The sequence below is a fragment of the Dokdonia donghaensis DSW-1 genome, from assembly GCF_001653755.1.
Taxonomy (GTDB): domain Bacteria; phylum Bacteroidota; class Bacteroidia; order Flavobacteriales; family Flavobacteriaceae; genus Dokdonia; species Dokdonia donghaensis.
Map to the genome: position 1 here is coordinate 1,005,449 of NZ_CP015125.1, position 25,059 is coordinate 1,030,507.

22 protein-coding genes and 1 tRNA gene are annotated in these 25,059 nt (G+C 39.0%); 3 read left to right on the forward strand and 20 right to left on the reverse strand.

Annotation, left to right across the window (positions count from 1 at the left end; all coding sequences use genetic code 11):
* The first annotated feature begins 3 nt into the window (after positions 1-3).
* On the forward strand, positions 4-2,373 hold the full coding sequence (gene pbpC, locus I597_RS04365) for a penicillin-binding protein 1C (protein ID WP_035326812.1): 2,370 nt from the start codon (positions 4-6) through the stop codon (positions 2,371-2,373).
* A 12-nt stretch (positions 2,374-2,385) separates the two neighbouring features.
* Here the strand turns inward: pbpC and I597_RS04370 are convergent, their stop codons facing one another.
* Genes I597_RS04370 through I597_RS04385 form a run of 4 tightly spaced genes read right to left on the reverse strand, consistent with a single transcriptional unit; the run spans position 2,386 to position 4,280 of the window.
* On the reverse strand, positions 2,386-2,853 hold the full coding sequence (locus tag I597_RS04370) for a CYTH domain-containing protein (protein WP_035326815.1): 468 nt from the start codon (positions 2,851-2,853) through the stop codon (positions 2,386-2,388).
* A gap of 23 nt (positions 2,854-2,876) precedes the next feature.
* Positions 2,877-3,254: a VOC family protein gene (locus I597_RS04375; RefSeq protein ID WP_035326818.1), complete on the reverse strand. Its 378-nt coding sequence runs from the start codon at positions 3,252-3,254 to the stop codon at positions 2,877-2,879.
* Between the two features lie 5 nt (positions 3,255-3,259).
* Positions 3,260-3,628 carry a VOC family protein gene (locus I597_RS04380; protein WP_052111898.1) on the reverse strand — a complete coding sequence of 123 codons (369 nt, stop codon included), beginning with the start codon at positions 3,626-3,628 and terminating at the stop codon, positions 3,260-3,262.
* On the reverse strand, positions 3,612-4,280 hold the full coding sequence (locus I597_RS04385; RefSeq protein ID WP_035326821.1) for an NAD(P)H-binding protein: 669 nt from the start codon (positions 4,278-4,280) through the stop codon (positions 3,612-3,614). Before I597_RS04385 ends, I597_RS04380 begins: the two co-directional genes overlap by 17 nt.
* A 57-nt stretch (positions 4,281-4,337) precedes the next feature.
* On the opposite strand from I597_RS04385, the gene dinB reads away from it, so the two are divergent.
* Positions 4,338-5,450: a DNA polymerase IV gene (dinB, locus tag I597_RS04390; protein WP_035326824.1), complete on the forward strand. Its 1,113-nt coding sequence runs from the start codon at positions 4,338-4,340 to the stop codon at positions 5,448-5,450.
* Here dinB and I597_RS04395 read toward each other — a convergent pair.
* The 6 genes from I597_RS04395 to I597_RS04420 form a co-directional block, all read right to left on the reverse strand.
* Positions 5,447-5,881, reverse strand: coding sequence for a YybH family protein (locus I597_RS04395; RefSeq protein ID WP_035326827.1), 435 nt, complete (start codon positions 5,879-5,881; stop codon positions 5,447-5,449). The two genes, dinB and I597_RS04395, sit on opposite strands and share 4 nt — an antisense overlap.
* Before the next feature lie 52 nt (positions 5,882-5,933).
* Positions 5,934-7,037, reverse strand: coding sequence for a DUF4407 domain-containing protein (locus tag I597_RS04400; RefSeq protein ID WP_035326830.1), 1,104 nt, complete (start codon positions 7,035-7,037; stop codon positions 5,934-5,936).
* Between the two features lie 213 nt (positions 7,038-7,250).
* Entirely contained in the window at positions 7,251-8,522 is a 1,272-nt protein-coding gene (locus I597_RS04405) for a mechanosensitive ion channel family protein (RefSeq protein ID WP_035326832.1), read from the reverse strand.
* An 85-nt stretch (positions 8,523-8,607) separates the two neighbouring features.
* Positions 8,608-10,971 (reverse strand): M56 family metallopeptidase, encoded by a 2,364-nt coding sequence (locus I597_RS04410; protein WP_052111900.1) that lies wholly within the window; start codon positions 10,969-10,971, stop codon positions 8,608-8,610.
* On the reverse strand, positions 10,968-11,339 hold the full coding sequence (locus I597_RS04415) for a BlaI/MecI/CopY family transcriptional regulator (protein ID WP_035326836.1): 372 nt from the start codon (positions 11,337-11,339) through the stop codon (positions 10,968-10,970). Before I597_RS04415 ends, I597_RS04410 begins: the two co-directional genes overlap by 4 nt.
* Before the next feature lie 264 nt (positions 11,340-11,603).
* The gene (locus tag I597_RS04420; RefSeq protein ID WP_035326839.1) at positions 11,604-12,992 is read right to left on the reverse strand and encodes a dipeptidase; all 1,389 of its coding nucleotides are present in this window, start codon (positions 12,990-12,992) and stop codon (positions 11,604-11,606) included.
* Between the two features lie 131 nt (positions 12,993-13,123).
* On the opposite strand from I597_RS04420, the gene I597_RS04425 reads away from it, so the two are divergent.
* Positions 13,124-13,205: transfer RNA gene (locus I597_RS04425), tRNA-Leu, on the forward strand.
* Positions 13,206-13,470: 265 nt separating this feature from the next.
* Here the strand turns inward: I597_RS04425 and I597_RS04430 are convergent.
* The 10 genes from I597_RS04430 to I597_RS04475 form a co-directional block, all read right to left on the reverse strand.
* Positions 13,471-14,145 (reverse strand): bifunctional 4-hydroxy-2-oxoglutarate aldolase/2-dehydro-3-deoxy-phosphogluconate aldolase, encoded by a 675-nt coding sequence (locus I597_RS04430; RefSeq protein ID WP_035326842.1) that lies wholly within the window; start codon positions 14,143-14,145, stop codon positions 13,471-13,473.
* Positions 14,146-14,147: 2 nt separating this feature from the next.
* The gene (locus I597_RS04435) at positions 14,148-15,170 is read right to left on the reverse strand and encodes a sugar kinase (RefSeq protein ID WP_035326845.1); all 1,023 of its coding nucleotides are present in this window, start codon (positions 15,168-15,170) and stop codon (positions 14,148-14,150) included.
* 7 nt (positions 15,171-15,177) lie between these two features.
* Positions 15,178-15,942: an SDR family NAD(P)-dependent oxidoreductase gene (locus I597_RS04440; RefSeq protein WP_035326848.1), complete on the reverse strand. Its 765-nt coding sequence runs from the start codon at positions 15,940-15,942 to the stop codon at positions 15,178-15,180.
* 14 nt (positions 15,943-15,956) lie between these two features.
* Complete coding sequence (locus tag I597_RS04445) at positions 15,957-17,228, reverse strand: MFS transporter (RefSeq protein ID WP_035326851.1); 1,272 nt, start codon at positions 17,226-17,228, stop codon at positions 15,957-15,959.
* A gap of 136 nt (positions 17,229-17,364) precedes the next feature.
* Positions 17,365-18,066: a FadR/GntR family transcriptional regulator gene (locus I597_RS04450; RefSeq protein WP_035326854.1), complete on the reverse strand. Its 702-nt coding sequence runs from the start codon at positions 18,064-18,066 to the stop codon at positions 17,365-17,367.
* Positions 18,067-18,137: 71 nt separating this feature from the next.
* Entirely contained in the window at positions 18,138-19,040 is a 903-nt protein-coding gene (locus I597_RS04455) for a polysaccharide lyase family 7 protein (protein WP_035326857.1), read from the reverse strand.
* Between the two features lie 5 nt (positions 19,041-19,045).
* Complete coding sequence (locus I597_RS04460) at positions 19,046-19,882, reverse strand: PKD domain-containing protein (protein WP_035326860.1); 837 nt, start codon at positions 19,880-19,882, stop codon at positions 19,046-19,048.
* A gap of 17 nt (positions 19,883-19,899) precedes the next feature.
* A complete protein-coding gene (locus tag I597_RS04465; RefSeq protein ID WP_035326863.1) occupies positions 19,900-21,363 on the reverse strand; it encodes a RagB/SusD family nutrient uptake outer membrane protein in 1,464 nt (487 codons plus the stop codon).
* An 11-nt stretch (positions 21,364-21,374) separates the two neighbouring features.
* Positions 21,375-24,443 carry a SusC/RagA family TonB-linked outer membrane protein gene (locus tag I597_RS04470; RefSeq protein WP_035326866.1) on the reverse strand — a complete coding sequence of 1,023 codons (3,069 nt, stop codon included), beginning with the start codon at positions 24,441-24,443 and terminating at the stop codon, positions 21,375-21,377.
* Between the two features lie 265 nt (positions 24,444-24,708).
* Entirely contained in the window at positions 24,709-25,056 is a 348-nt protein-coding gene (locus I597_RS04475; protein ID WP_035326869.1) for a cupin domain-containing protein, read from the reverse strand.
* Positions 25,057-25,059: the final 3 nt, after the last annotated feature.

Sequence of the window (25,059 nt, forward strand, 5' to 3'; positions counted from 1 at the left end):
GCGATGTATAGCCGCCTCCTACATATCATAAAGCGCCATAAAATCAAGCTTATACTTGTGGTGTTATTTATGTTGTACTGGGTTTTTTCTATACCGCAGCAGGTTTTTAAAGATCCTCACGCTACCGTGGTTGAGAGTGCGAGTGGTGAGTTGCTGGGCGCCCGCATTGCTAGTGACGGGCAATGGCGTTTTCCGGCACTAGATAGTGTTCCTCATAAGTTTGAAAAGTGTATTCTGTTATTTGAAGATGAGTATTTTTATACCCATCCAGGATTTAATCCCGTGGCGATGGGAAAGGCAATATGGGGTAATATCACTACAGATAAGCGTCGTGGCGGAAGTACCATTACACAACAAGTAATAAGACTTTCTAGAAAAGGAAAACAACGCTCCTATACAGAAAAAGTAGTCGAACTTATAAAAGCTACACGTCTCGAGGCAGGCTATTCAAAAGATGAAATTTTGGATATGTATGCTACCTATGCGCCCTTTGGCGGTAACGTAGTAGGGTTAGAAACTGCCGCTTGGAGATATTTTGGACTCCCAGCGTCACAGTTAAGTTGGGGGCAAATGGCCGCACTGGCAGTGTTACCTAACAACCCTAGTATGGTGCGACCGGGTAAAAATGAGATTACGCTTTCGCGAAAGCGTAACAATCTCCTTAAAAAACTTTGGGAAACAGGAGAAATAGACAAAACTACCTACGAGCTATCGTTGCTAGAAAAACTACCCGGAAAACCTTATCCATTACCACAAATTGCGCCTCATCTAGTTGATAGAATTACTAAAGAATCTCGTGGAAAAAGAGTTCAAACCACGGTACAACTTCCTATACAGCGAGACCTTAATAGACTTGCCAAAGAACATTACGGCCAGTTAAAGCAAAATGAAATTTACAACCTAGCGATAGTGGTTATGGACGTAAATACAAAAGAGGTTTTAGGCTATGTAGGAAACGCACCAACAGATACAGCACACCAGAAAGATGTAGATATTATCACAAAATACCGCAGCACAGGAAGCACGTTAAAGCCTTTGCTTTATGCGGGAATGCTAGATGAGGGACTCATATTGCCACAAACATTAGTCCCAGATATACCTACAAGTATCAATACGTATAGACCACAAAATTTTGACAACGAGTATCAAGGCGTAGTACCGGCCGATATGGCTCTTGCAAAATCGCTCAATGTACCTGCAGTGCGATTATTACGTGAGTATGGGCTAGATAAGTTTTATAAAAATGTACAAGAGATGCATATGGGAGGTATAGATAAACCCGCCTCTCACTACGGACTTGCAATGATATTAGGAGGTGCAGAGAGCAGTCTTTTTGAGTTGACAAAAACCTATGCAGGGATGGCAAACACCCTTAACACATTTAATAGGTCTAGTAGTGAGTACACTTTGGAGTCTTTTCGCGATTATCACTATGTCAAAAGAGATAATCTGGCTTCTGTAAAAAAGAGTGTCCCCTTGCAAAGTGAGCCCGAGGTATTTTCGGCGGGAGCGATTTATAAAACGCTTGAGACATTGCAAACTGTAAACAGACCAAGCGGCGAAGAAAACTGGCAGTTTTATGAAGATGCCCAGCCGGTGGCTTGGAAAACAGGGACGAGTTTTGGTTTTAAAGATGCGTGGGCAGTAGGGGTTACGCCTCAATATGCAATAGGAGTGTGGGTAGGTAATGCAGATGGAGAAGGAAGACCAGGGATTACGGGAATACAAGCAGCAGCGCCACTGTTTTTTGATGTGTTGCGTAGCTTGCCAGTAAATGGCTCTTGGTTTGACACTCCATACGATGCACTCGTGGAGACTACGGTTTGCACAAAAAGCGGAATGAAAGCGAGTCCATATTGTGTAGAAACACGTAAAGAGCAAATACCTCACGCTGGTGAGCACACGGCTTCGTGCTCATATCACAAGCAAATGTACCTCTCTGCAAATAAGGAATATCTAGTAAACTCAGATTGTTATGAGCTTGATGAGATGACGGCTGTCACCTATTTTACGCTACCTGCTACAATGGAGTATTACTATGCAAACAAGCATCCAGATTATAAAGAATTGCCACCATACCATCCAGATTGTAGCTTTTCTGGAGAGATGCCTATGGCGTTTATGTATCCTAAAAATAATGAGGGTGTTATACTCCCCAAGGATTTTGATGCAGCTGTAAATGATGTCGTTTTTAAAGTCTCTCACCGTAATCCTGAGACTAAGATTTTCTGGTATCTAGATAATGAGTTTATAGGAGCTACAGAAGATTTTCACGAGCTAGCTGTCACACCAGAGGTGGGAAATTATATACTCACCGTAGTAGATGCAGCAGGTAATGAAATCAAGAAAAAAATTGAGGTTTCTAGGGGGTAAGAAAAATAACTTTTACCAATTTTTAAAAGGATTCTCAGATAGCTGCGAGTTGTAATATTTGTTATCTCCAGTCACTTCGCTGCCTATCCATTCTGGTGTTGTAAAATTTTCCTCTTCAGCGTTGAGTTCTATTTCGGCGATGGTTAGTCCTTCGTTTTTTCCATAAAATTCGTCTATTTCCCAGGTGTGATTACCTACAGTATACTCGTAACGTGTCTTATCTATAACTCCAGGAAGACACATTGATAGTAACGTATGCGCCTTGTCTACTGCGATTTCTTCTTCTACTTCTACGCGCGTAGTACCGCTATCGTTTGATTTTCCTTTAATGGTAAGAAAGCCTTTCTCGCCTTTAATTCGCACTCTTACAGTTCGCTCAGGATCTGTGCTTAGATAACCTTGAGTAATACGAGTTGCCTTTTGAGCAACTTCTTTAAAAGCCGCTGAGGTTACTAGGAATTTTCGTTCTATTTCTAACATAATGTTGCTGTTATATCTAGCCTTTAGTTAATGCGCCACGGCGGGTTTTTGCGATTATCACCAGCGTAGTAAAGAATAATTTGATTTCCATCTGGATCCTTAAGTCTTGCCTCTCGCCACAACCACGACTGGTCTGTGGGCAATAGGTCAAAAGTAACATTCTCCCCTTGTAATCGTGCCACTTCTTGGTCTAAACGCTCTGTTTCAAAATATACCGTTACTCCAGCACCTGCAGGTAGCTCATCTACAAGATGCATAGAAAACGTAGCATCTCCCTCTGGGCACTCAAAGCGTGCATAATGTGGCAAGGCTTTTACAATGAGACGCAATCCCAGTTGCTCATAAAAAGCAATGGAAGTTACAAGATCTAGTGACGGTACGGTTATTTGGTTGAGGTTCATAGCGTTTATTTTTGCCAGGGAGTTACGGTCGTAGGTGTGTCCTTTTGGTAAAGCACCACATTATTCCCATCGGGATCTTGTAGTGTTAAGTCCTTGCCACCCCAGTCTCTGTATATGGTGGGGATGAGTACGCTTTCGCGAAAGCGTAATTCAAACACCTCAATACCGTTTGTTTCAAAGTAAACGGTAACGGGTTGTTCTGGAAGCTTGGGATTATAATAAGCTGTAAAAATGACTTCGTGCTCCTTGTTTTCAAAATGTGCGTGGTGCTGAGGCTCGTGCTCAATAAGTTCCATACCAATGCCTGTATAAAACGTAATCGCCGCTTTAAGGTCTTGGGAGGGAACGGTGATGTGGTTAAACGTGGTAGGCACTGCTTAGTTCTTTAATCTCAATATTTGTGATGTCTGTTTGGGTTACTGTTTGTTTTGCAAGTTGTGCCATTGCTCTAGCAATGTCTTTTGCTTGTGTAGACTTCCATTTTTTGAGTGGTCCTACCATAAAGAAGTCCATAACGGCCATCATCATTTTGAGAGCTTTCTCGCCTTTGCGAGCGTCATCTGGGCGACCATTTATAAAAGCAGGTTTAAGAATGTAGGTGTTCTCAATTCCTACCCTACTCAAGTCGCGCTCCATCTCACCTTTTGTACGCACATAGAAAAACGGACTCTTAGCCGAAGTTCCCGCCGAAGAAATGACCATATAACTTGCTATCCCTTGTTGCTTTGCTAGTTGTGCCGTTTCAACAGGAATGCCGTAGTCTATAGCTTTATATTTCTCTCTATCTGGTGTTTGGGCTTTTGTGGTGCCTATGCAGCAAAAAACAACATCACCTGTAAATTGCTCCTTGAAGGTGCTTGTGTCTAATAAATCACAAATAATCTCTTCCACTTTTTCGTGTGTAAAAGCGGTAGGCCGCCTTGTAAAGATTTTCACTTTAGAAAATGCTGGGTCTCTTATGAGTAACTCTGTTAAAAGTCCGCCAGTAAGACCTGTGGCGCCGAGTATAATTGCTGTTTTAGACATACTCAAAGTTACGATTTATACTACAAAACCTTCTGAGTACTTTGTAACTTGCATACAATGTCTGAGCTGCCTATAAAAAAGATAATTCACGTAGATATGGATGCATTTTATGCATCTGTAGAGCAGCTGGACAACCCAGATTTACGAGGTAAAGCTATTGCTGTAGGTGGCGGTGGTGAGCGTGGTGTGGTAAGTGCAGCGAGTTATGAGGCTCGTAAATATGGTGTGCGGTCTGCTATGGCGGGTGCGCTTGCGCGAAAACTGTGTCCCGACCTCATATTTGTAAAGACTAACTTTGAGCGATACCGAGAGGTCTCTGCTCAGATACGCTCCGTTTTTCACGAGTTTACAGATCTTGTAGAACCCTTATCACTAGATGAAGCCTACCTAGATGTTACCGAAAACAAAGTAGGAATGCCTAGCGCAACCGTTATTGCCTCGTGGATACGACAACGCATAAAAGAAAAAACAGGACTCAATGCCAGCGCAGGAATAAGCATCAATAAGTTTATTGCAAAAGTTGCCAGTGACATTAATAAACCTAATGGCCAGAAAACCATACCGCCAGAGGAGGTAATCACCTTTCTTGAGGAACTAGACATCAGAAAGTTTTACGGTATAGGAAAAAAGACTGCCGAAAAAATGTATCTACACGGCATTTTTACCGGGATGGATCTCAAATTAAAATCAAAAGAATATCTGAGTGACAACTTTGGAAAAAGTGGAGCTTACTACTATGATATTGTGAGAGGCATACAACATAGCGAAGTAAAGCCTAACCGCATACGCAAGTCACTTGCGGCTGAGCGCACCTTTAGAGAAAACATCACCTCGGAGATTTTTATGCTTGAAAAGCTAGAACACATAGCCGAAGAAGTGGAGAGAAGATTAGAAAAAAGCAAAGTAGCAGGGAAGACTATTACTCTCAAAATAAAATACTCAGACTTTACACTACAGACGCGCTCAAAAACGCTGGACTTTTACGTGAGGTCTAAAGACATCATACTAGAAACCGCAAAGGACTTACTGTATCAAGAAAAAATGAAAAATAGCGTGCGTCTCTTAGGTATCTCATTATCTAACCTCAATACCGAAGACCGTAAAAAGAAGGATGCAGCAAAAGCTGTAAAAGAAGAGGAGATCGATGTGCAGATGCGCTTTACCTTCTAGCAAGACATATCTGCTACAATTTTCCAAACGCCGTTTATACGTTTAAAGATGATGATAAAAACACTGTCTGCATTTCCTACTTTACGTTTGAGATGATATTCTCCCATCACGTAATAAGCGTTTTCTTCTATGAGTGTCATATCATTAATCACAAATTGCAACTCACCTGTGTGATCTAGCGTAGGGTATCTTTTTTTATAATTTGCTAGCGTTTTGTCCCAGCCATATGTAAGGCCTTTACTTCCATAAAACTTTAAGGAATCACTCTTCCAGTAGCCTTGCAAAAAAGCTTCTAGATCTCCCTGTGACCAGGCTTCTTGCTGTGCTTTTAAGACAGCGGTAATGGCTGCCTTATCTTGAGCAACTGTAGGTTGTTGCTGGCAATTTATTAATAAGAAACTAGCAAGCAAGAGCGTGATAACGATTTTCATAATAAGCCTATTTCCTATAAAGATACATTATAGCACATAGGACTAAATGTGACTATCCTAAAATTTTAGTCTGCCGCCTGTAAAAGGCATCTTGCTGTCGTTTTAAAATCTCTTTTGCCATCTTTTTCTTGTAGTTGTATAGCTCTTCATCTTGAGCGATGTCTGTATACACGCGATCATTTACAATGTGATCTGTCTCGGTAAGTATTTTGCGTTGTAAGGCTTTTTGTGCACTCCATTCTTTTATGGTGAGCTCGTGGTCTGCAAGTTTTATATCATACTCACCCATAGGCGAGATAAGCTTAGAAAATATAGGTGCCGTCTCTATTGCAAGAAAGAGTAAGAAAATAAACAGCGAGGGTAACCACGGGAGTTCTTTCATCGCATCTATGCGCGCCATTAATCCGTCAAAGTTATTTATAATGGGCTGACTCGTGCTTACAGCAGTGTTGAACTCGTCGCGCAGCTGTATTTTTTGCGCCTCAGCTTGAGCTATTTTTTCTGCATTTGTGGCTTTGATAGTAGTGAGTTCTGCAAGAGCGGCATCGTGTTTATCTCGCTTTTCTTGATAGACTGGGCCTTTGCCTAGTAGCTCTGTGCCAGCAGTACCTTCTGCCTCGTCTATGTAGATTTCATACAGGTTATTTACTTCTGTCTCTTTGGTAGCGATTTCTTGTTTTGCGGCAGCTATTTGGGCATCCAGTTTATTGATTTCTGGGGTGTATTGTGCGAGTATCTCGCCTTGATTTTGCACGGTAAACTCATTTTTTTGACTGAGCATCACGCGGTCTATCTCTTTTTCAAATATTTTAAGCTCTAAGGGTTTTGAAATCACCACAGCAATAATTACCGCAAGAATAAGGCGCGGTATTGCCATTCCAAATTCTTTCCACCAGTTGTTTCGCTTTTTAAGTGTAGAAACAATAAAACGGTCTAGATTAAAAATAACCAGTCCCCATAATAAACCAAAAAGTATGGCTCTATACACATTATCAAAAACGGTAAAAAGCGCATAGGTTGCTGCGATGGTGGCTAATACGGCTGTAAAAAATACGGTAGCACCAATGCCAGCATATTTATTCTTTTCTCCGCGAGAGCAGGTGTCTAAAACGTCACGATCTGCACCAGAGCAGAGAATAAAAAAGGATTGAATCATAATACGGTTCGTTTAGTTAGTTTTTGAGTGGGTGGTTGTTATGCACCCGGCTGATTGATGAGGGTGTGGAGTACTACAACGACGGTTTCCTGCTTTTTCGTATGTATTATACAATAAGGTCCAGCCGTAGGTGAGTCTCTTGCTTTTAGAGACTCATAAAATATGAGATTGTTGCAGTTGTGTGTGTTACGCTTTCGCGAAAGCGCAAAAAACCTATTGAGAAACGTCTATAAAGTTATCACGATTAGGGCTACTAGGGTACTCAAAGAGTTCAAGATCAAAGTAAGGTACGGCGGCCAAAAAATGGTCAAAAAGATCTGCTATTATGTACTCGTAGTTTTCCCACTTTTTGTCTTTACTAAAACAATATACCTCTAGTGGGATACCTTGTGGAGTAGGAGCCAGCTGGCGACACATAAGAAGCATCTCTTTGTGTATGGCGCTGTGGTTTTGAATATAGGTCTCCATATATTTTCTAAAAAGACCTACGTTAGTCAGGTTGCTACCATTAATCTGGATAGACTTATCAGAATCATCTCGCTCGTTAATGCGGGCCAGTTTTTCCTCCATATTTGTGAGGTAATCTGTGATGAGTCCTATTCTCTTAAAGCGCTGTATATCTTCGTCAGTAAGAAATTTTATGCTGTCTTGTTTTATGTATAAAGAACGTTTTATACGACGACCAGGACTGTCTGTCATACCACGCCAGTTCTTAAAAGAGTCTGAGATAAGCGCGTAGGTAGGTATGGTGGTGATGGTCATATCAAAGTTTTGAACCTTTACCGTTGCGAGGTTAATCTCTACCACATCACCATCTGCTCCATACTTTTCAAAAGTAATCCAGTCGCCTATGCGCACCATATCATTTATAGCGACCTGAATACTCGCTACAAATCCAAGAATAGTGTCTTTAAAAATAAGTAATATAATGGCTGAGGCGGCACCAAAAGTTCCCAAGGCCTGCCCTAGTGAAACAGGTGTTATAAGACTTATGGCGTAAAAGATGGTAAACACCCACGCAAAAATCATAAAGACCTGTATGTAGCTATCTATAGGTTTATCTCGTAAGCCTGGTATGGTTTTAAAGTAATCTCTAAGGGTGTGTAAAAGTGCTCTTATAATTCGTAGCGCAAGAATGATTCCTATAAGATTAAGAATCACGCTAAAAACGTGTTGCAGTTCAAGAAAATCGTCTAGTACAAATGGAAGCGCTCCTATAAGTAAATATAATGGGAGTATGTGTGCTAGTCTTCTAGGTACACGGTTTTTGATGAGGAGATCATCAAAATTTGTTTTTGAACTTTTTGAAATATATGCTGCTAGGTTTCGCAGTACTTTACGCACAAGCATATCTGCCAGAAAAACCAAAACAAGCACAATAACACCTAGTACAAAGGCATTGAGATACTTAGAGAAGGTTTCTGATAGTCCCCAATCAATAAAATAATCAAAGAAAAAACAGCTTATTTCCTTTTTATAATCCATTGCCGCAAAGCTACATATATCTGTATTAATGGCTTTGCTATTGGCTTTGTTTTAAGAAATAAGCTGTGTGAAGTGTAGCTTGTAATTATTCTTTTATTTTCACAAATTTGAAAGATGGTTTCTCTTTTTCAGAACCTCTTGAAATGAGCTGCATAGTATACAAAGGGTTTTCAAATAATTCAATCATCTCGTCGTCTGAGAGTAACTTGTCATTATAGTAATAAAGTGCTTTTTGTTGAAGTAGATCCTTATGGATAATCATTTTATTATGTAAGGTAGAAGTCTGCGTGCTAATATTAGGTTCCTTAGATTTAAGTATCGCTTCTTCTTTTGAGATTTCTTTTCCTTCAAATTCAAAAATACCGCCATTTAGAGCGTGCTGTTCAACGTTTTTTGATAAGGAACCATCTTCATCATAACTTGCTTTAACTTCAAAATGATTGCTTTTTTGAGTTGAAATAGCGTCTTGTTGTCCAGCTACTTTAGTTTTAATTGGCTCTGTACTTCCTATAAAAGTTTTGGGCGGGTTGCTGTATGGATACGGTGTTTTAATTTCTGTTATACCATCTTTTGCAAGGCGTACAGCTTCTTCATAAGTTACTTCTTTGCCATTATGGATAAAAAGGCTACCCAGTTTATACATTTTAAGTAAATGTTCTTCTGGAGATGGCGGTGGTGGCGGTGGCGGAAGCTCTCCGCTAGCTACTGGCAGTGCAGGAGGTGGCGGAGGAATAAGGCGTAAACTGTTATTTGCCTTATACAATTGCGTTTGTCTAAAAACAGCTTCGGCTTTATTTATAAACCCTTTTGAATTGCCCTTAAAAATCATAGACCTCACAGGCGCTGCAAACTCTTCTTTTGTCCACTTTGCGGTGATTTTATCTACGCTTTCGCGAAAGCTGTCAAGCGGTGTGTAACTACCATTTGCATAAATACTATCATTTCTTACTTCGATAACGAGTGCGTTTTTACCATTACGTGCTGCACCTTCTACAAACTGTGTTGCGTAGGTTGAGGTTTGAGGTGCCTTGGTAGTTACGTTTTTTTGACTTTGCCAGTATGGACTAGTCCATACATCTACTCTGTATCTACTATTTGTGCGATCGCCAATAGCGTAATAAGGGAGATCATCTGGGTGATAATCTAAAATAGTTTTATTTGAAATTTCCTCGTTGTCTAAAAATATGGCAAACAACGATGTGTTTTGCCACTTAACAAGGTCTTCATAATTTGGTTTTTTTGATTTTACAAAATTTGCTCTTACAAGTGCATTTGCCTCAGGATCAAAAATTGCATTTTGGTCATCAACCAAATTTGAAGTGCAAAAAGTAACTCTACTAAAATTCCATAGCTCTGCTACGAGTAGTTGCTTTTCTCTTCCTAACTTGCTAGATACTCCTGGTCTACCTTGTATAGATAAGTAGTCGTAAACCGTTTCCTTAATAAGGTTCTCGATGCCTTTTAAAGAGATAGGTTTTAGTTTGTAATAGAAATTACCTTCGGTGTCTAGTTCTAGCTCAAGTGTATTTGTCACACTATTCTCGTATGACAAAAAACCAGAAACAGCATTTGGTCCAGATTGTGCAACAATAGCTTGATTAAAAAAGAGAACGCACAAGCCTATGATAGGAATGAGCAGCAATGCGCGCAGCGCTACTTTTTTACGACTAAATGATTGTGATAACATAACGATTCGTTTTTTAGTTAATGAATAATTAAAAGGACTCTCGAGTGCAGTGTGATGAGTACTGCTTACATAACTTAAGAGTATATTTTGATATATAGCAATATTACCTTTATCTGCTATGGCACCTTGATCTGCTAGAAATTCGTGATTTAATTTTATAGAATTTTTATAAAGCCACACCAGCGGATTAAACCAGAAAATAACCTGTATAAATTCTATGGCAATAATATCTAAAGAGTGCTTTTGGCGCACGTGGGTTGCCTCGTGAGCAAGTACTTCTGGAGCTATTTCTTTTTGTGTGTACGACTGTTTGTTTACAAAAATCCACTTTAGGAATGAGTGTGGAACCATCACTTGCTCTAATAAAGCAAGCGTAAAATGTGATGATGGGTGAAGCTCTGCCTGATGTACCTTTCGCTTTAAGCGCACAAGATTTACAGTAAAACGTGTTGCAAAAATGAATACCCCTAGAAAGTATATTCCCCAGATAACGGTGTTTGTATAATCTACTTCGGTAACCTGAGGCACCTGGCTTGGAATAGAAACTGTCTCTACATACTCTTGAAATATGGGAGTAATCTGTGGTGCAACTTCTGCTTGATAGGTAAAGGTGATGAGCGGTATGGTAAATGAAAACACAAGACTTGCCAGGAGGTAAAACCTTTTAAAGTGGTGCATCGCTTTTCCTTCTAGCGCTAGCTTATAAAAGCCAAATAGGATGCCTAAACATAAAGCGCTTTTTAAGAGATAGATCAGTATCATTTCTTTTTGGCTTTAAGTTGGTTATCTATAATTTGTTTTAACTCCTCTAGTTCTTGTTGTGAGAGATCTGTCTCACGGGTAAAGAATGAAGCAAACTGCCCAGCGCTATCATTAAAGAAATTTTTAATGAGGCCATTTACGTGTTTTGAGAAGTAGTCTGTCTTTTTTACAAGAGGGAAGTATTCTCTAGAGCGGCCGTACTGTTTATAATCTACAAACTTCTTGTCTTGCATACGCTTAAGTAATGTTGCAATGGTTGTAGTCGCTGGCTTTGGGTCTGGATATGCTTCTATGAGGTCTTTCATAAATGCCTTTTCCTGTTTCCAGAGCAATTGCATAAGCTGTTCTTCAGAAGTTGATAGTGCCATAATGTTCTACAGTATTAGAATGTACTCTACAAATGTAGAACAAAATTTTAATTCTACAAGTGTAGAGTTAAAATATTTTAAGATAAGTGTCTGTGAATGTGTCTTTTTACGCTTTCGCGAAAGCGTAATTACCCTCGTTCATATCAGTAGGTAATAGGCTGCTGTCTATTGTCTGGCTTCGTTTTTTGAAAAATATTGGAATAAAAAAAGCGCCTTAGTAATTACTAGATTACCAAAGCGCTTTTTATTAAATAAGATGTAGTACTATTTACTCATCTCTGTAAAATACTGATAGAAATAAGGGATAGTTTCTATTCCTTTTAAGTAATTCCATACGCCAAAATGCTCGTTTGGTGAGTGTATTGCATCACTGTCGAGACCAAAGCCCATAAGGATTGTTTTACTTTTAAGCTCTTTCTCAAAAAGCGCCACAATAGGAATACTACCTCCACTACGTTGAGGGATAGGTGTTTTTCCAAAAGTTTGCTCATAGGCCCTTTCGGCAGCTTGATAAGCCACATTATCTATAGGAGTAACATAACCTTGACCTCCGTGGTGAGGTGTTACCTTAACTTTTACGCCCGCTGGAGCAATACCCTCAAAATGCGTTTTAAATAGTTCTGTGATTTCTTCCCACTCTTGGTGTGGGACTAGTCGCATTGATATTTTTGCATATGCCTTGCTTGCAATCACTGTTTTGGCTCCTTCTCCAGTATATCCTCCCCAGATACCGTTTACGTCTAGGGTAGGGCGTATAGAGTTGCGCTCATTTGTAGTGTATCCTTTTTCTCCATACACAGCGTCTATGTCTAATGCTTTTTTATACTCATCTAGTGAGAAGGGTGCTTCACCCATTTTATCGCGCTCTGCCTGTGTGAGTTCTTCTACCTTGTCATAAAACCCTTTTACAGTGATGTGATTATTCTCATCGTGCAGTGAGGCAATCATTTTTGATAACACATTAATAGGGTTTGCTACTGCACCACCATAAAGACCAGAGTGAAGGTCACGGTTAGGTCCTGTAACTTCTACTTCTACATAGCTCAAGCCACGTAGACCTGTTGTAATAGAAGGAATATCATTTGCAATCATCCCAGTGTCTGAAATAAGGATGACGTCATTTTCTAGTTTTTCTTGGTTACGCTCTACATACCAAGCAAGGTTTGCGCTTCCTACTTCTTCTTCACCCTCTATCATAAACTTTACGTTGCAAGGAAGCTTATCATTTGCAACCATATACTCAAGCGCTTTTACGTGCATATACATTTGCCCCTTGTCATCACAAGCACCACGTGCAAAGATGGCACCCTCTGGATGCTTGTCTGTTTTTTTAATTACAGGTTCAAACGGTGGTGAGTCCCAAAGCTCTACTGGGTCTGGTGGTTGTACGTCATAGTGACCGTACACAAGTACTGTAGGTAAGTTTTTATCTATAATCTTATCTGCATACACAATGGGGTAGCCTGGTGTCTCACAAATTTCTACCGTATCGCAACCAGCTTTACGTAAGCTTTCGGCAACGGTTGCGGCAGTTTGATGTGTGGCTTCGGCATAGGCAGAGTCTGCGCTAACACTCGGTATTTTAAGAAGTTCTATAAGCTCGTTAAGAAATCTATCTTTGTGTTGTGCTATATATTCTTTTGGATCTTGCATTGTAATCTCATATTTGAAGTAAAAATACGAATAACGAATTGCAATTTTTATTAAAAAAATATTTTGCAATTGAAAAAATGTATTATATTTGCACCCCGTTACGAAGTAAACGAGTAACGATTTATTGAAATGCAGGCGTGGTGGAATTGGTAGACACGCTAGACTTAGGATCTAGTGCCTTACGGTGTGAGAGTTCGAGTCTCTCCGCCTGTACAACGAGAAAAGCTGACTTTAATTAGTCGGCTTTTTTTATGCGATAAATTCTCGAGAGTCATTAAAGGGCTTATTAAGGCTCTTTCTGTTGTTTTAGGAAGTCTTTGTGCGTCAGACTTTGTAATGCTAATATTAGTCTCCTAAAAGCCTCCTAACCTTCATTAAAAGGCAAAAAAATAAAGAGCATCCCCCGATACTCTTTATTATACACTCATTTTTGTAGTAAGCAAACTAATTCAAATATTGTGAGTGTTGTAAAATCTTATTATGCTTTTTTAATTGAGGCTACAATGTCTAGCGCTTTTTTGGTTTTTTGTTCAATAGCTTTATAATCCCAAACACCTGTTGTCGCATCTGGAGCGATAAGTTTTGATCCCATACCTACGCAAGTAACACCTGCGTTAAACCATTCTTCTAGACTCTCTTGAGTAGGAGATACCCCACCTGTAGGCATTATAGAGGTCCAAGGACACGGGCCCTTTATAGCTTTTACAAACTGAGCTCCATATATCCCTCCAGGAAAAAGCTTTACAACCTCACAGCCTAACTCTTCTGCACGAGCAATTTCTGTAAGAGAACCACAGCCTGGTGACCAGAGCACTTTTCTTCTATTACACACTAGGGCAATATCTTCTCGCAACACAGGTGTTACAATAAAGTTTGCACCTAGTTGCATATAAAGCGATGCTGCAGCACCATCTGTAATACTACCTACACCGAGTATGAGCTCTGGTAATTCCGCTTTCGCGAAAGCGCACAACGCATCAAATACCTTATGAGCATTATCACCTCTACTTGTAAACTCTATCACGCGAGCTCCTGCACTATGACAGGCTCTGAGGATGTTTTTACCCACCTCAATAGACTCGTTATAAAACAAAGGCACGATGCCCGTGTCCTTCATTGCTTGAGCTACTTCTATTCTTGTAAATCTTGCCATAATTATCTTGAAACTTTACCTGTTTGATCTCCGTCCATAAATCGCTCTATGTCTTGTAAAGATACGAGGTTATAATCGCCGTAAATGGTATGTTTTAAACAACAAGAGGCTACGGCAATATCTATTGCGCGTTGCTTATCCATAGGTTTATCTATGAGGCCATATGCGAGACCACCCATAAAGGCATCTCCACTACCTACACGATCTACCACCGGGGTTACCTCCTGCACGTGTGCTTTATAAATTTGATCACCGTCGTATAAAATTCCTCCTATGCGCTGGTGAGAGGCGCTTACAGAGTAGCGCAATGTGGTCGCAACTTGCTTTAGGTCTGGACACATTTTAAAGAGTTTATCATACAGCACGGGTAACGACTTTTCGTCGTGATAATTAGGCTGTACTTTAGGTTCTCCTAGCATAAAATATGCAGTATCAATATCGCCTAGTATGAGATTACTATATTTGAGTAGCTCTGGCATTACCTCGTGAGGTTCTTTTCCCCATTTCCATAATTTTGACCTATAATTTAGATCTGTAGAAATGGTAAGTCCCATCTTTTTTGCCATTTTTACTGCTTCTAGACATTCTAAAGCGGCTTGCTCAGATATGGCTGGAGTGATACCACTCCAGTGAAACCAAGATGCTCCTTTAAAAATGGTCTCCCAGTCAAAAGCGCCTTTTGTAACGGTAGCCATAGAACTGCCAGCACGGTCATAAACGACATTGCTGGCTCTTGTTCCGGCTCCTGTTTCTAAAAAGTAAATACCTAATCGATCTCCACCTCTGTGTATATGTGTGTCACCTACACCTAGTTTTTTTATTTCTTGCAGCGCAGTATCGCCTATCTCATTGTAAGGAAGACGTGTTACAAACTCTGCAGGAACACCTAAGTTGTTAAGTGATACTGCTACATTAAACTCACCACCACCGTAGGTAGCTCCAAAGGTTTTGGCTTGTGAGAATCTCAAGAAGCGCTCTGTAGAGAGACGCAACATTATTTCTCCAAAGGTGACTACTTTGCTCATATGCTAGTTATATACCTAATGCTTGACCACCACCTACTTGAATAGTTTCGGCAGTTAAGAATGCTGCATCTGGACTTGCTAAAAATGATACAACACCTGCAACATCTTCTGGTTGTCCTAATCTACCTAGCATAATGTTATTTGCCCAAGATGCAAATACTTCTGGTTTTGTCTCTTTAATTTGCTTGTGGAAAGGTGTATCTATCGTACCTGGTGATACGGCGTTTACACGTATTCCATACTCAGCTAGATCTTTTGCAAGTGCTCTTGTAATAGTATGCACTCCAGCCTTAGATGTACCATAGATTCCAGCACCTGGTCCTCCGGCATTCCATCCTGCGTTAGACGTATAGTTAATGATAGTAGGGTGATCACCTTTCTTTAAGAATGGAATCGCCGCTCTAGAGGCAAAAAACACACTATCAAGGTTAAGAGCCATTACAAATCTGTAAAACTCTGTTGTCATTTCTTCAAAACGTGATCTACCACCTAGACCTCCTGCATTGTTTACAAGCACATCTATCTTACCGTACTTTTCACCTATTTTCTTGATGTTTGCTGTAACCTCTTCTTCTTTAGTTACGTCAAAACCGTAGTACTCTGCCGTTATTCCGGCTGCCTTTAACTCTTCAAGTCTTTGTGCGCCCTCTTCATCTTGTATACCGTTTAAGATAACCGTATAACCTTCTTCTCCCAGTCTCTTTGCAACCGCAAATCCTATTCCTCCTGTAGCACCAGTTACGATGGCCACTTTACCTTTATTTTTACTCATAGTTTTTTAATTAATTAGTTATTTTCAACAATTTTTATATTTCTGATTAGCCCAAAGATTGATATCACAACCATAGGAGCCAGTATTGCAATTACAATAAATGCAGGTGTATATGATGTAGAAGCTATCATAGGTATGAACCAGTTCATTATAATAACTGATACCGCTCCCACAGTTCCCGCAAGGCCTGCAAGTGTTCCCACAGAAGGCCCTCTAAATAAATCTGTAGATAATGTCTGGATGTTTCCGATAGCAAACTGAAATCCAAAAAGTACTACACCCGTTATATAAATAAACGTCATAGGGTTATTATCATCTACTAAGAAAATGATACCTAAAAGACCTAAAAATATAAGTGTAGCCCCTATGAGTATTGTACGCTTACGCGAAAAGTCAACCGAATGCTTTGCCATTAGCTTACCACTATACCATCCACCAGCAAGACTTCCTATCATACCACCTACGTATGAGATCCACATTGTAGATCCTATTTCTTCTACACTAAAACCAAACTGACTGTTAAGGTATAGTGGCATCCAGCCTACAAATAGCCACCAGATAGGTTCTATAAAGAATCGCGCAGCAAGTACACCCCAAGATTCTTTATAACTTAAAATTTGCAGAAGAGAAAGTCCTTTTTCCTTTGTAGCTTTTTCATCTACAATAGCTCTTCCTTCCATTATAAGGGCTTTTTCCTCATCTGTGATCCAAGAGTGATGTTTTGGCGCTGCTTTATTAATGATAAACCAAGGAATAACCCATAAGATACCTAATGCACCAATGATGATATACGTACTTCTCCATCCATAACTACCATATAAAACGGCAATAAGAGCAGGAGCAATAATACTTCCTACAGAAGCTCCGGCATTAAAAATACCTTGAGCAAGTGCTCTCTGGTTTACTGGAAACCACTCTCCGTTACTTTTTACAGCTCCAGGCCAGTTTCCCGCTTCTCCTAGACCTAGTAATCCTCTAAAAATACCTAATGAAACCAGTCCTTTTGAAAATGCGTGAAAGACAGAGGCTAGTGACCATAGTATGATAGAAAAAGCAAATCCTAATCTGGTACCTATAATGTCCATAAGTTTACCAGACAGAAATTTTCCGGCGGCATAGGTCACCATAAAGATGTTGAGCATCAAGGCATAATCATAATCATCCATACCGAGATCTTTACCCATCTCTGGCCACATAATTCCAAAGGCAGAACGATCAATATAGTTGATAATGGTTGCAAGGCATATGAGCGCTATAATCCACCACCTTAGTCCTTTAAGTTTCATAATCTTTTTGTTTTTTGGGCTCTTGCTTATTTCATATAAGAAAGTGTGCGCCCTGGCTATTTTTTAATAGCTATTCTAAATTTGTAATATTTTTTGATTGTTTTTAAGCTTTCGCGAAAGCGTATATACTCATAAACTATAGATCGTAACAGTATTGATATAGTGCTTTAAAGTGCTCTTTCATCATTTGTTTTGCAACCTTTGTTTTTTGGTCTCGTATGGCTTCATAAATACGCTCGTGTTCTCCTATACTGGTTTGTGCCATTGTGCTATCACACACGTGATATTTTTCAAAATTTGTGATAATCTCTGGTGTGATCATAAGCATAAAAGTGTTCATTGTACTGTTTCTAGAAGCTTTTGCAATTGCTAGGTGAAAGAGTAAATCTTCTTGTACGGCATCTTCTCCGTTAAGCACTTTCTCGGTATATGCATCAAGTGCAGATCGCATTGCTTTGAGATCTTCATCTGTGCGGCGCATTGCTGCTAGACGTGCGGTTTTAAGTTCTAATAAAATTCTAGTTTCTACTAGTGATTTAAAGTGTGGAGTCTCTAGACTTAAAATGTCATCTATAATACCATTCATAGCAATCACACCTATGTTTGCTACAAACGTACCACTCTGAGGAATAGATTTAAGTAAACCGTAAAATTCAAGTTTTTGAATAGCGCTTCTCACATTGCCTCGAGATACTTCAAACTTTTCTGAAAGCATACGCTCTGAAGGAAGTTTATCTCCAGGCTCGAGGTTCTTATAATTGATTAACTCTTTGATTTGAGCAATTATAGACTTTTCGACCTCAGCGTTTTCAGATTTTGTACGTATGTCTAGATTCATATTTTTTACTTTATAGTTATACCTTTACTATACGGGAGTAACTGTAATATAAGACTTTAGTGTATTTTAAACTAGTGGCTTACATCAAGCTTATAGACTCGTACTTTTGCAAAGGCTCCTTCGTCTCTTGTTTGTAAATAGTTGCCTACCTTGAAATAATTTTCAAAGATATTCCATCTTTTTATAGATGTGCTGTCATAAACTGCAAACTCTTGGTTATTTAACGATACTACCATTTTACCATTTTCTACATCTACCTCTAATGTGAATTTTCCAAAGCCTACTTTTTGTTTAAAAGTATACCCTTTATCATCATCCCAGGCTTCGTCAAGTAATATGGCATCATCGATCACATTTTGACTTTTTAAAACCTTAGTTTTAACTCTTATTTTACCATTTTGCCAGTATACTTTTAAAATAGGTGGTGCATTATTATCCTTCTGACCTATTCTGTCTCTTTGCTCATTAGTAAGTCTGCCGTGTATTTGTGCAATAATTACTTTGTGGTATTTGCCATTTTCTGCTCTTGAGACAGCATCCATAGCCATCTTGACTTTCATATTACCGCCTTGTTCAAAGGTCCAGTTTACATTATTTTCTCCAGAGACCATTTGTTCTCTTAATTCAGATCTGGAGTATTTTGTATTTCTGGTAGTTTTACTAGGGTAGGCGTGAAAAACAATAGCCCCTCGGGTACTATCATTGTACATATAGGGCTTTAAAGTTTTATTTGTTGCATAGTCTAAAATTTCTGGAGGGCTTACTTCAATTACTTTAGGATCACCTATAGGGATTGTAACCTTCCAGTTGTTTAGGTCTATATCTGGTAGTTTATATTTTTTTCGTTTCTTTTTCTTCTTTTTCGTTTCTTTTAGTAATTCGTTTGTGTTATTACCACTGCTTTCTACCAGCTGTCCAAAAGACAGCGTGGTAGAAAGTAATAGTAATATGAAAAATGTGGCTTTCTTCAAAATATATATTATTGTAATGCCGCCGTAAAGTTATCTATACGTGCTTCTACACCTGCGTTATAAAAGAATATACTTACTGTACTATCTGCACCTGAATTAAAATCAAGTGTAACTAATGTGTAACTTTCATCAGATCCTGTAAACTCAACTATTGCAGATGCTTCTGCAGTAGCGCGATCTACATAACCACCACCAGGTAAAACAGATACTGTTGCAGACCCTCCTGGATCTTCTATTCTGTAAGAATATGTAATTCTGTAATCTGTATTTGGTGTAACTGTAAGTTCTTGATATCCTATTCTAGAGGCATCACTTGGCAGTTTTGCTGCCTGGCCACCTTCTGGTACAGTACTACTTGTGTTGATTTGAATCACCCCACCTAAGTCTGAGTTACGCCACGAGTCACGACCATCACCAGTTCCATCTGGAAGGGTATTGTCTTCAAAGCTAGGTTCTATAATTACTGGAATAATAGCTTCTGGCTCTTCTGGTTCGATTACCTCTATTGTATCAGAAAAAGTACTCACTACTCCTAAGGCATCAGATGCCGTAAGTGTTATAGTATAAGTTCCTTCTGCTGCATATTCATTTTGTCCGTCTACTTCTGTAGAGGTGTTTCCATCACCATAATCCCAAGAGTACGTAGTGGCACTAGTAGATAAATTTGCAAAGTTGTAAAGTGCAAAATTATTTATATCAACCGTAGCAATAAAGTTTGCTTCTGGTGGTGTTGTATCTTCTTGACTTCCTGCCTCAGGAAGGTCTAATTCATTTTCACAAGAAATGGCCGCCACCATCCCTAAAAGTAAAAGGGCAATCTTGCTTGTTTTTAAAAAATATTTCATCTTATTATTTTTTTAGATTAGTACCCAGGGTTTTGTGATAATAACCCATTACTAAGGTTAATTTCAAACTGAGGAATAGGTAATAATAAATCTGTAGCGCTAAAGCTATGTCCATTTGCATTTGAGAATGCAGTAAGAACATCTTGAGCTACCCCAAATCTTCTTAAATCGTGTATTCTGTGATTTTCAAAGGCAAGTTCTACACGTCTCTCGACAAGTAAATCATCTCTTGTAATTACAGTTACTGTATTTGCATCATCATCTGGATTATCTGGATCATCTGCTAGTCCAGCTCTATCTCTAATTTCTTGAAAAGATGCAAGAGCATTAGACGAGGTAGTCTGAGCACCACCAGCTAGTATAGCCTCTACGTGCATTAAAAGCACATCTGCATAACGCAATATAATCCAGTCATTACCCGCACTCGTAGGGTCACTACTCGTTTCTGCAATACCTAAATCTGCATCGCCATTAGGAATCCACTTTACTACTTGAGTTTGTGTAGGTTGTTGTGCATCTACTCGCTTTGAGTATTGTGCTCTATCTCCACCAAATTCATCTAGAGCTGCAATAGCCTCATCTGTCACATAGTTTACTCCACTTGTACGACCTACCCCGTTAAGCATTTCTGCAGAGAAGTTTTGACTTTCAAGAGAGTTGCTGGCTACATAACCTACAGTAAAAATGTTTTCACCATTTGCCTCATTAAAGAATACATCTCTAAAATCTGCTTCAAGGGCATATTGCTCACTATTTATGATGTCTTCAAGTAAACCTTGAGCTTCACCATAATTAGTTCCTTGTGTTAAATATACTTTTGCGAGCATACCTTGTGCAGCAGCTTTCGAAGCTCTGTTAGGAGTACTCGTAACATCTAGAGAACCGATTGCATTTTGAAAATCTTCAATTATGAAAGCGTAGATGTCACTTGTAGCTATTCTTGTAAATTGCGCTTCAGAATCAGAGATAAGTATAGGACCATCTATAAGAGGTACATCTCCATAAGAACGTACTAAGTTAAAATAAGCTAGGCCTCTTAAGAATCTAGCTTCCCCTTCTATAGTTGCAGCATCCTCTCCAGCTAAGTCGATATTATCTAAAACTAGATTAGCTTTCGTAATAATATCATACATACTACGGTAGTAATCAAATACAAAACCATTAGTAGGTTGTACTGTAAAGTTGTCAAATTGACCAGCTTCACCTTCACCACTTTTTGATCTTGTGTTGTCACTGAGCATCTCTGTTACATAGAACTCAATTTGTTGTGCGTGATTAAGACTTGCATCTGTAAGCTCAAGGCTATTAACACCTTGTAGTGCGTCATAAACTGATACTAAAACAGATTCAAGCTCTTCTGCATTATTTGGGAATGTCTCACCCACAAGTACCGCTGTTGGTACTGGCTCTAAAAAGTCATCGCCGCAAGAGACAGTGCTCACTACGATCAATAACATCAATAATCTTTTAAATGTTTTCATAGTTGTCTTTCTTAAAATTCTAAATTAACTCCTAGCGAAATTGTTCGAGCGATAGGCGATCCTCCACGTTGGTATCCTACATTGAGAGCTCCTTCACTTTGGTATGATTCTGGGTTCCATCCCGTGTAACCATCTGCAGTGATGTACATTAAGTTTTGCCCTGAAGCATATACACGAGCACGAGATAAACCTACACGTGAGATAAGATCTTTATCAAATGTATATCCAAGGCTCAATGTACGTAGTGCTACGTATGATGCGTCAGAAATAATATCATCAGTAAAAATTTTCTCTTTAATGAATTGTTGATCTGGAGTTGTTTCAGTATTGAAATCCTCACGACTACTAAATTGATTAAAGATATACTGGTCTGCAATGTTTCTTACCTCTGCACCCCAGCTTCCTTGTAGTGTGAAGCTAAAATCTACATCACCTATTTGGAAATCATTTGCAACACTCCAGATGAGATCTGGGAATGGATCACCTATGATTGTTTTATCCTCATCGTCTATAAGTCCATCACCATTTAAATCTTTTACATAAACATCTTGTGCTTCACCACCTACTACTGCATAAGGATCATTTATAAATTCAAGCGGGATATCTCTATCCACTACATAACCATAAAAAGAAGAGATAGGCTGTCCTTCAAGTGTAATCCACTCAGCAGCACGTTTACTATCTACATTTGTAATAAGTCCACTTGCTCCAGCAAAGTCAGTTAGTTCATTCTTATTTGTAGAAGCTAGTATAGTCGTATTCCAAGTAAAGTTTTCATTTGTAATGTTACGTGTACGTAACTCAATCTCTATACCCTTATTTACCACTTCACCTCTATTTGCAAGTGCTTGACTAAATCCTGTAGTTGTAGAAACTGGTACATTAAGTAATAACTGGTCTGATGTCTTGTTATAAGCATCAATAGATCCAGAGATTCTCCCTTGGAAAAGGCCAAAGTCTACAGCGACGTTTGCCTCGCTTGAGCGTTCCCACTGTAAATCTGGGTTTGCAACGTTTATAGGAGCAAGACCATTAACTACCTCATTGTTAAAGACACTAGAATTTGGTCCGTATAATTGTAGTGATGGGTATAGTTCAATATTATCAGAAATAAGACCGCTACCTAGGCTTAAGTCTTTGTTACCTGTAAAACCGTAACTAGCTCTAAGTTTTAAGTTACTTATTACATCACTTTCGCTAAGGAAATCTTCTCTCGCAAGGTTCCAACCTAATGATACCGCTGGGAAGTAACCATATTTGTTATTTACTCCAAAAGAAGAGTGTCCATCTGCTCTTAAACTTACAGAGGCAAGATATTTATCTTCATAAGAATAGTTTACACGTCCAAAAAATGAAAGTAAACGCTCTTCAGTATTATATGATACATTTTCTATAACAGTTGTTCCACCACCGAGAGTTTGTATAAGATCATTTGAAAACCCGTTTACAGCAACAGATGAGTATTCACGATCCCACTTCTCTGCAGAGGCTCCTAAAAGTGCACTTAAGTTATGCGAGCCAAAAGACTTGTCATAAGTAAGTAATGCTTCAGTAAGGATATGTATACGCTCGAAGTTGTCTAAATCTAGTTGTGCGGCAGATGCACCGTTACGGCTAGCTTCTACTCCTTGGTAACGACGTTGCTTTCTTGACTGGTAATCACCACCTAGAGTAGCTTTAAAGTTTAATCCTTCTGCAATCTTGTACTTTCCATAAAAGTTACCATACATTCTAAACTGCTTATCTGTACGATCTCTCTCTAATACTTTTGCAGCGGGGTTTTGATTACTTGTAGTACTTATATCTACTAGCTCACTTCCATCTCCAAAGAGATCATAGTTATCAAAGTGACGTTCTCTAGCATAATCACCTATTTGTACATCTGGATACACGTTGCGATCTACATATTGAATAGAGTTTGCATCGTGAAAAATAGGTAACCACGGCTGTTGCCTTAAAATATCGTGAGTAGATCCATCAAAACGTCTTCTATTTGTATAAGAAGGAGCAAGGTTAGCCCCAAAAGAGAAGTTGTCATTTACTTTAGTATCTACTTTAAGTCTAAAGTTATATTTCTTAAAGTCATCTGTAATAAGTACTCCCTCATCGTGTACATAAGAAAGTGAGGTGTTGAATTTTGTTTTCTCACTTCCACCTCTTGCGCTCAGTGAGTGACTTTCTATCTGTCCACCATCAAAAATGCGATCTTGCCAAGACTCATCTATACCTAAAAGCTCTCTATATTGAGACCTTAGAGAAAGTTCTCCAGTATTTGCAAGCTCTCTAGCGTGAGATGCTGCTACGCTTATATCATAAGCATCACTTTGTCTTGCTTCTTTAAAACCAGTAAAGGTGTTGTAACTAAAAACCGTTTTACCTTCTTTACCTTGTTTAGTAGTTATTATAATAACCCCACCAGAAGCTCTAGAACCATAAATAGCAGCAGATGCTGCATCTTTAAGAACTTCTACAGAGTCTATGTCGTTTACATCTACCGTGTTTAGGAAGTCTGCATCGAGAACTACGCCATCTACTACAAGAAGAGGCCCGCTGTCTCCAGCAATAGATCCTACACCTCTAATGTTTATTGTAGCATTAGATCCAGCTTCGCCTTCCGTAGCCTGTATATTAAGACCGGCAACTTGACCTACGAGGGCTTCGTTTGCCGTACCTACAGCTATCTGGTCTAGATCTTCATTTTTTACTTTACCTACAGCTCCAGTAATTTTTGTTCTAGATTGTGTACCATAACCTATTACAACTACCTCTTCAAGAGCATTTGCATCTACTTTAAGACTCACGTTTGCTTCAGTTTGCCCAGTAATAGGGACAATCTTAGAAGCAAAGCCTACATACGAGTACTGTAAGACATCACCAACCGATACAGACAGCTGGTAATTACCATCAAAATCTGTTGAGACTCCGTTTTGAGAACCTTGTACAATTACACTAACTCCAGGAATAGGAGCATTGTCTTCCTCCGAGACTACGGTACCTTTTATAATATATGCGTCTTGCCCAAAAAGCAATACACCACATAAAAGAAAAAAGGCTAAGGAAAACTTAGTTTTTACATTCATAATTAATGATTTAAGATTTAATTAATTTGTTTTTTAAATAATCCTCAGAAAAACATTAAGTGCTATAGGTTCTGTATGCGTTTTACTACTTTTACAGCAAATAGACTTTCTAAGTTTATTTATACTTCCTACCAGAAGTGATTATTAAGGACAGTGTCGCAGCTGTCCTTTTTTTATTGGTTTTCCAAACTGGTTTACCACTTTGGAAAACCAAATATGATGATAATAAATTGTTAATGCAAAAAAAAGAGTGTTAAAATATTAACTATTCCATAAAATCTTCGCGTATTGGTGAGAAAACGTCAATAAGTACCCCTGCTTCAGTACAAATAGCTCCGTGTAAATCGTGTGGCGGAATGTAAAAAGAATCTCCAGCTTTAAGGGTCTGAGTCTTTCCGTCTATGGTAACATCAAAAGATCCACTCTCTACATAAGTTACTTGAGAATGGTAGTGCTCGTGCATAGGTCCTATTCCTCCTTTTTCAAAATGTACCTTTACGAGCATAATCTTATCGTCATAGCCCATTATTTTGCGTTTTACGCCTTCACCTACTACTTCCCACTCAATGTCTGCGCCTTGTATAAATTCTTTACTTGATCCAAATGATTCCATAAT

Bases quoted from the DNA above. Each gene is read 5' to 3' on its own strand.
- pbpC (WP_035326812.1), top strand. From the start codon at position 4: ATGTATAGCCGCCTCCTACATATCATAAAGCGCCATAAAATCAAGCTT.
- I597_RS04370 (WP_035326815.1), bottom strand. From the start codon at position 2,853: ATGTTAGAAATAGAACGAAAATTCCTAGTAACCTCAGCGGCTTTTAAA.
- I597_RS04375 (WP_035326818.1), bottom strand. From the start codon at position 3,254: ATGAACCTCAACCAAATAACCGTACCGTCACTAGATCTTGTAACTTCC.
- I597_RS04385 (WP_035326821.1), bottom strand. From the start codon at position 4,280: ATGTCTAAAACAGCAATTATACTCGGCGCCACAGGTCTTACTGGCGGA.
- dinB (WP_035326824.1), top strand. From the start codon at position 4,338: ATGTCTGAGCTGCCTATAAAAAAGATAATTCACGTAGATATGGATGCA.
- I597_RS04395 (WP_035326827.1), bottom strand. From the start codon at position 5,881: ATGAAAATCGTTATCACGCTCTTGCTTGCTAGTTTCTTATTAATAAAT.
- I597_RS04400 (WP_035326830.1), bottom strand. From the start codon at position 7,037: ATGATTCAATCCTTTTTTATTCTCTGCTCTGGTGCAGATCGTGACGTT.
- I597_RS04405 (WP_035326832.1), bottom strand. From the start codon at position 8,522: ATGGATTATAAAAAGGAAATAAGCTGTTTTTTCTTTGATTATTTTATT.
- I597_RS04410 (WP_052111900.1), bottom strand. From the start codon at position 10,971: ATGATACTGATCTATCTCTTAAAAAGCGCTTTATGTTTAGGCATCCTA.
- I597_RS04415 (WP_035326836.1), bottom strand. From the start codon at position 11,339: ATGGCACTATCAACTTCTGAAGAACAGCTTATGCAATTGCTCTGGAAA.
- I597_RS04420 (WP_035326839.1), bottom strand. From the start codon at position 12,992: ATGCAAGATCCAAAAGAATATATAGCACAACACAAAGATAGATTTCTT.
- I597_RS04430 (WP_035326842.1), bottom strand. From the start codon at position 14,145: ATGGCAAGATTTACAAGAATAGAAGTAGCTCAAGCAATGAAGGACACG.
- I597_RS04435 (WP_035326845.1), bottom strand. From the start codon at position 15,170: ATGAGCAAAGTAGTCACCTTTGGAGAAATAATGTTGCGTCTCTCTACA.
- I597_RS04440 (WP_035326848.1), bottom strand. From the start codon at position 15,942: ATGAGTAAAAATAAAGGTAAAGTGGCCATCGTAACTGGTGCTACAGGA.
- I597_RS04445 (WP_035326851.1), bottom strand. From the start codon at position 17,228: ATGAAACTTAAAGGACTAAGGTGGTGGATTATAGCGCTCATATGCCTT.
- I597_RS04450 (WP_035326854.1), bottom strand. From the start codon at position 18,066: ATGAATCTAGACATACGTACAAAATCTGAAAACGCTGAGGTCGAAAAG.
- I597_RS04460 (WP_035326860.1), bottom strand. From the start codon at position 19,882: ATGAAATATTTTTTAAAAACAAGCAAGATTGCCCTTTTACTTTTAGGG.
- I597_RS04465 (WP_035326863.1), bottom strand. From the start codon at position 21,363: ATGAAAACATTTAAAAGATTATTGATGTTATTGATCGTAGTGAGCACT.
- I597_RS04470 (WP_035326866.1), bottom strand. From the start codon at position 24,443: ATGAATGTAAAAACTAAGTTTTCCTTAGCCTTTTTTCTTTTATGTGGT.
- I597_RS04475 (WP_035326869.1), bottom strand. From the start codon at position 25,056: ATGGAATCATTTGGATCAAGTAAAGAATTTATACAAGGCGCAGACATT.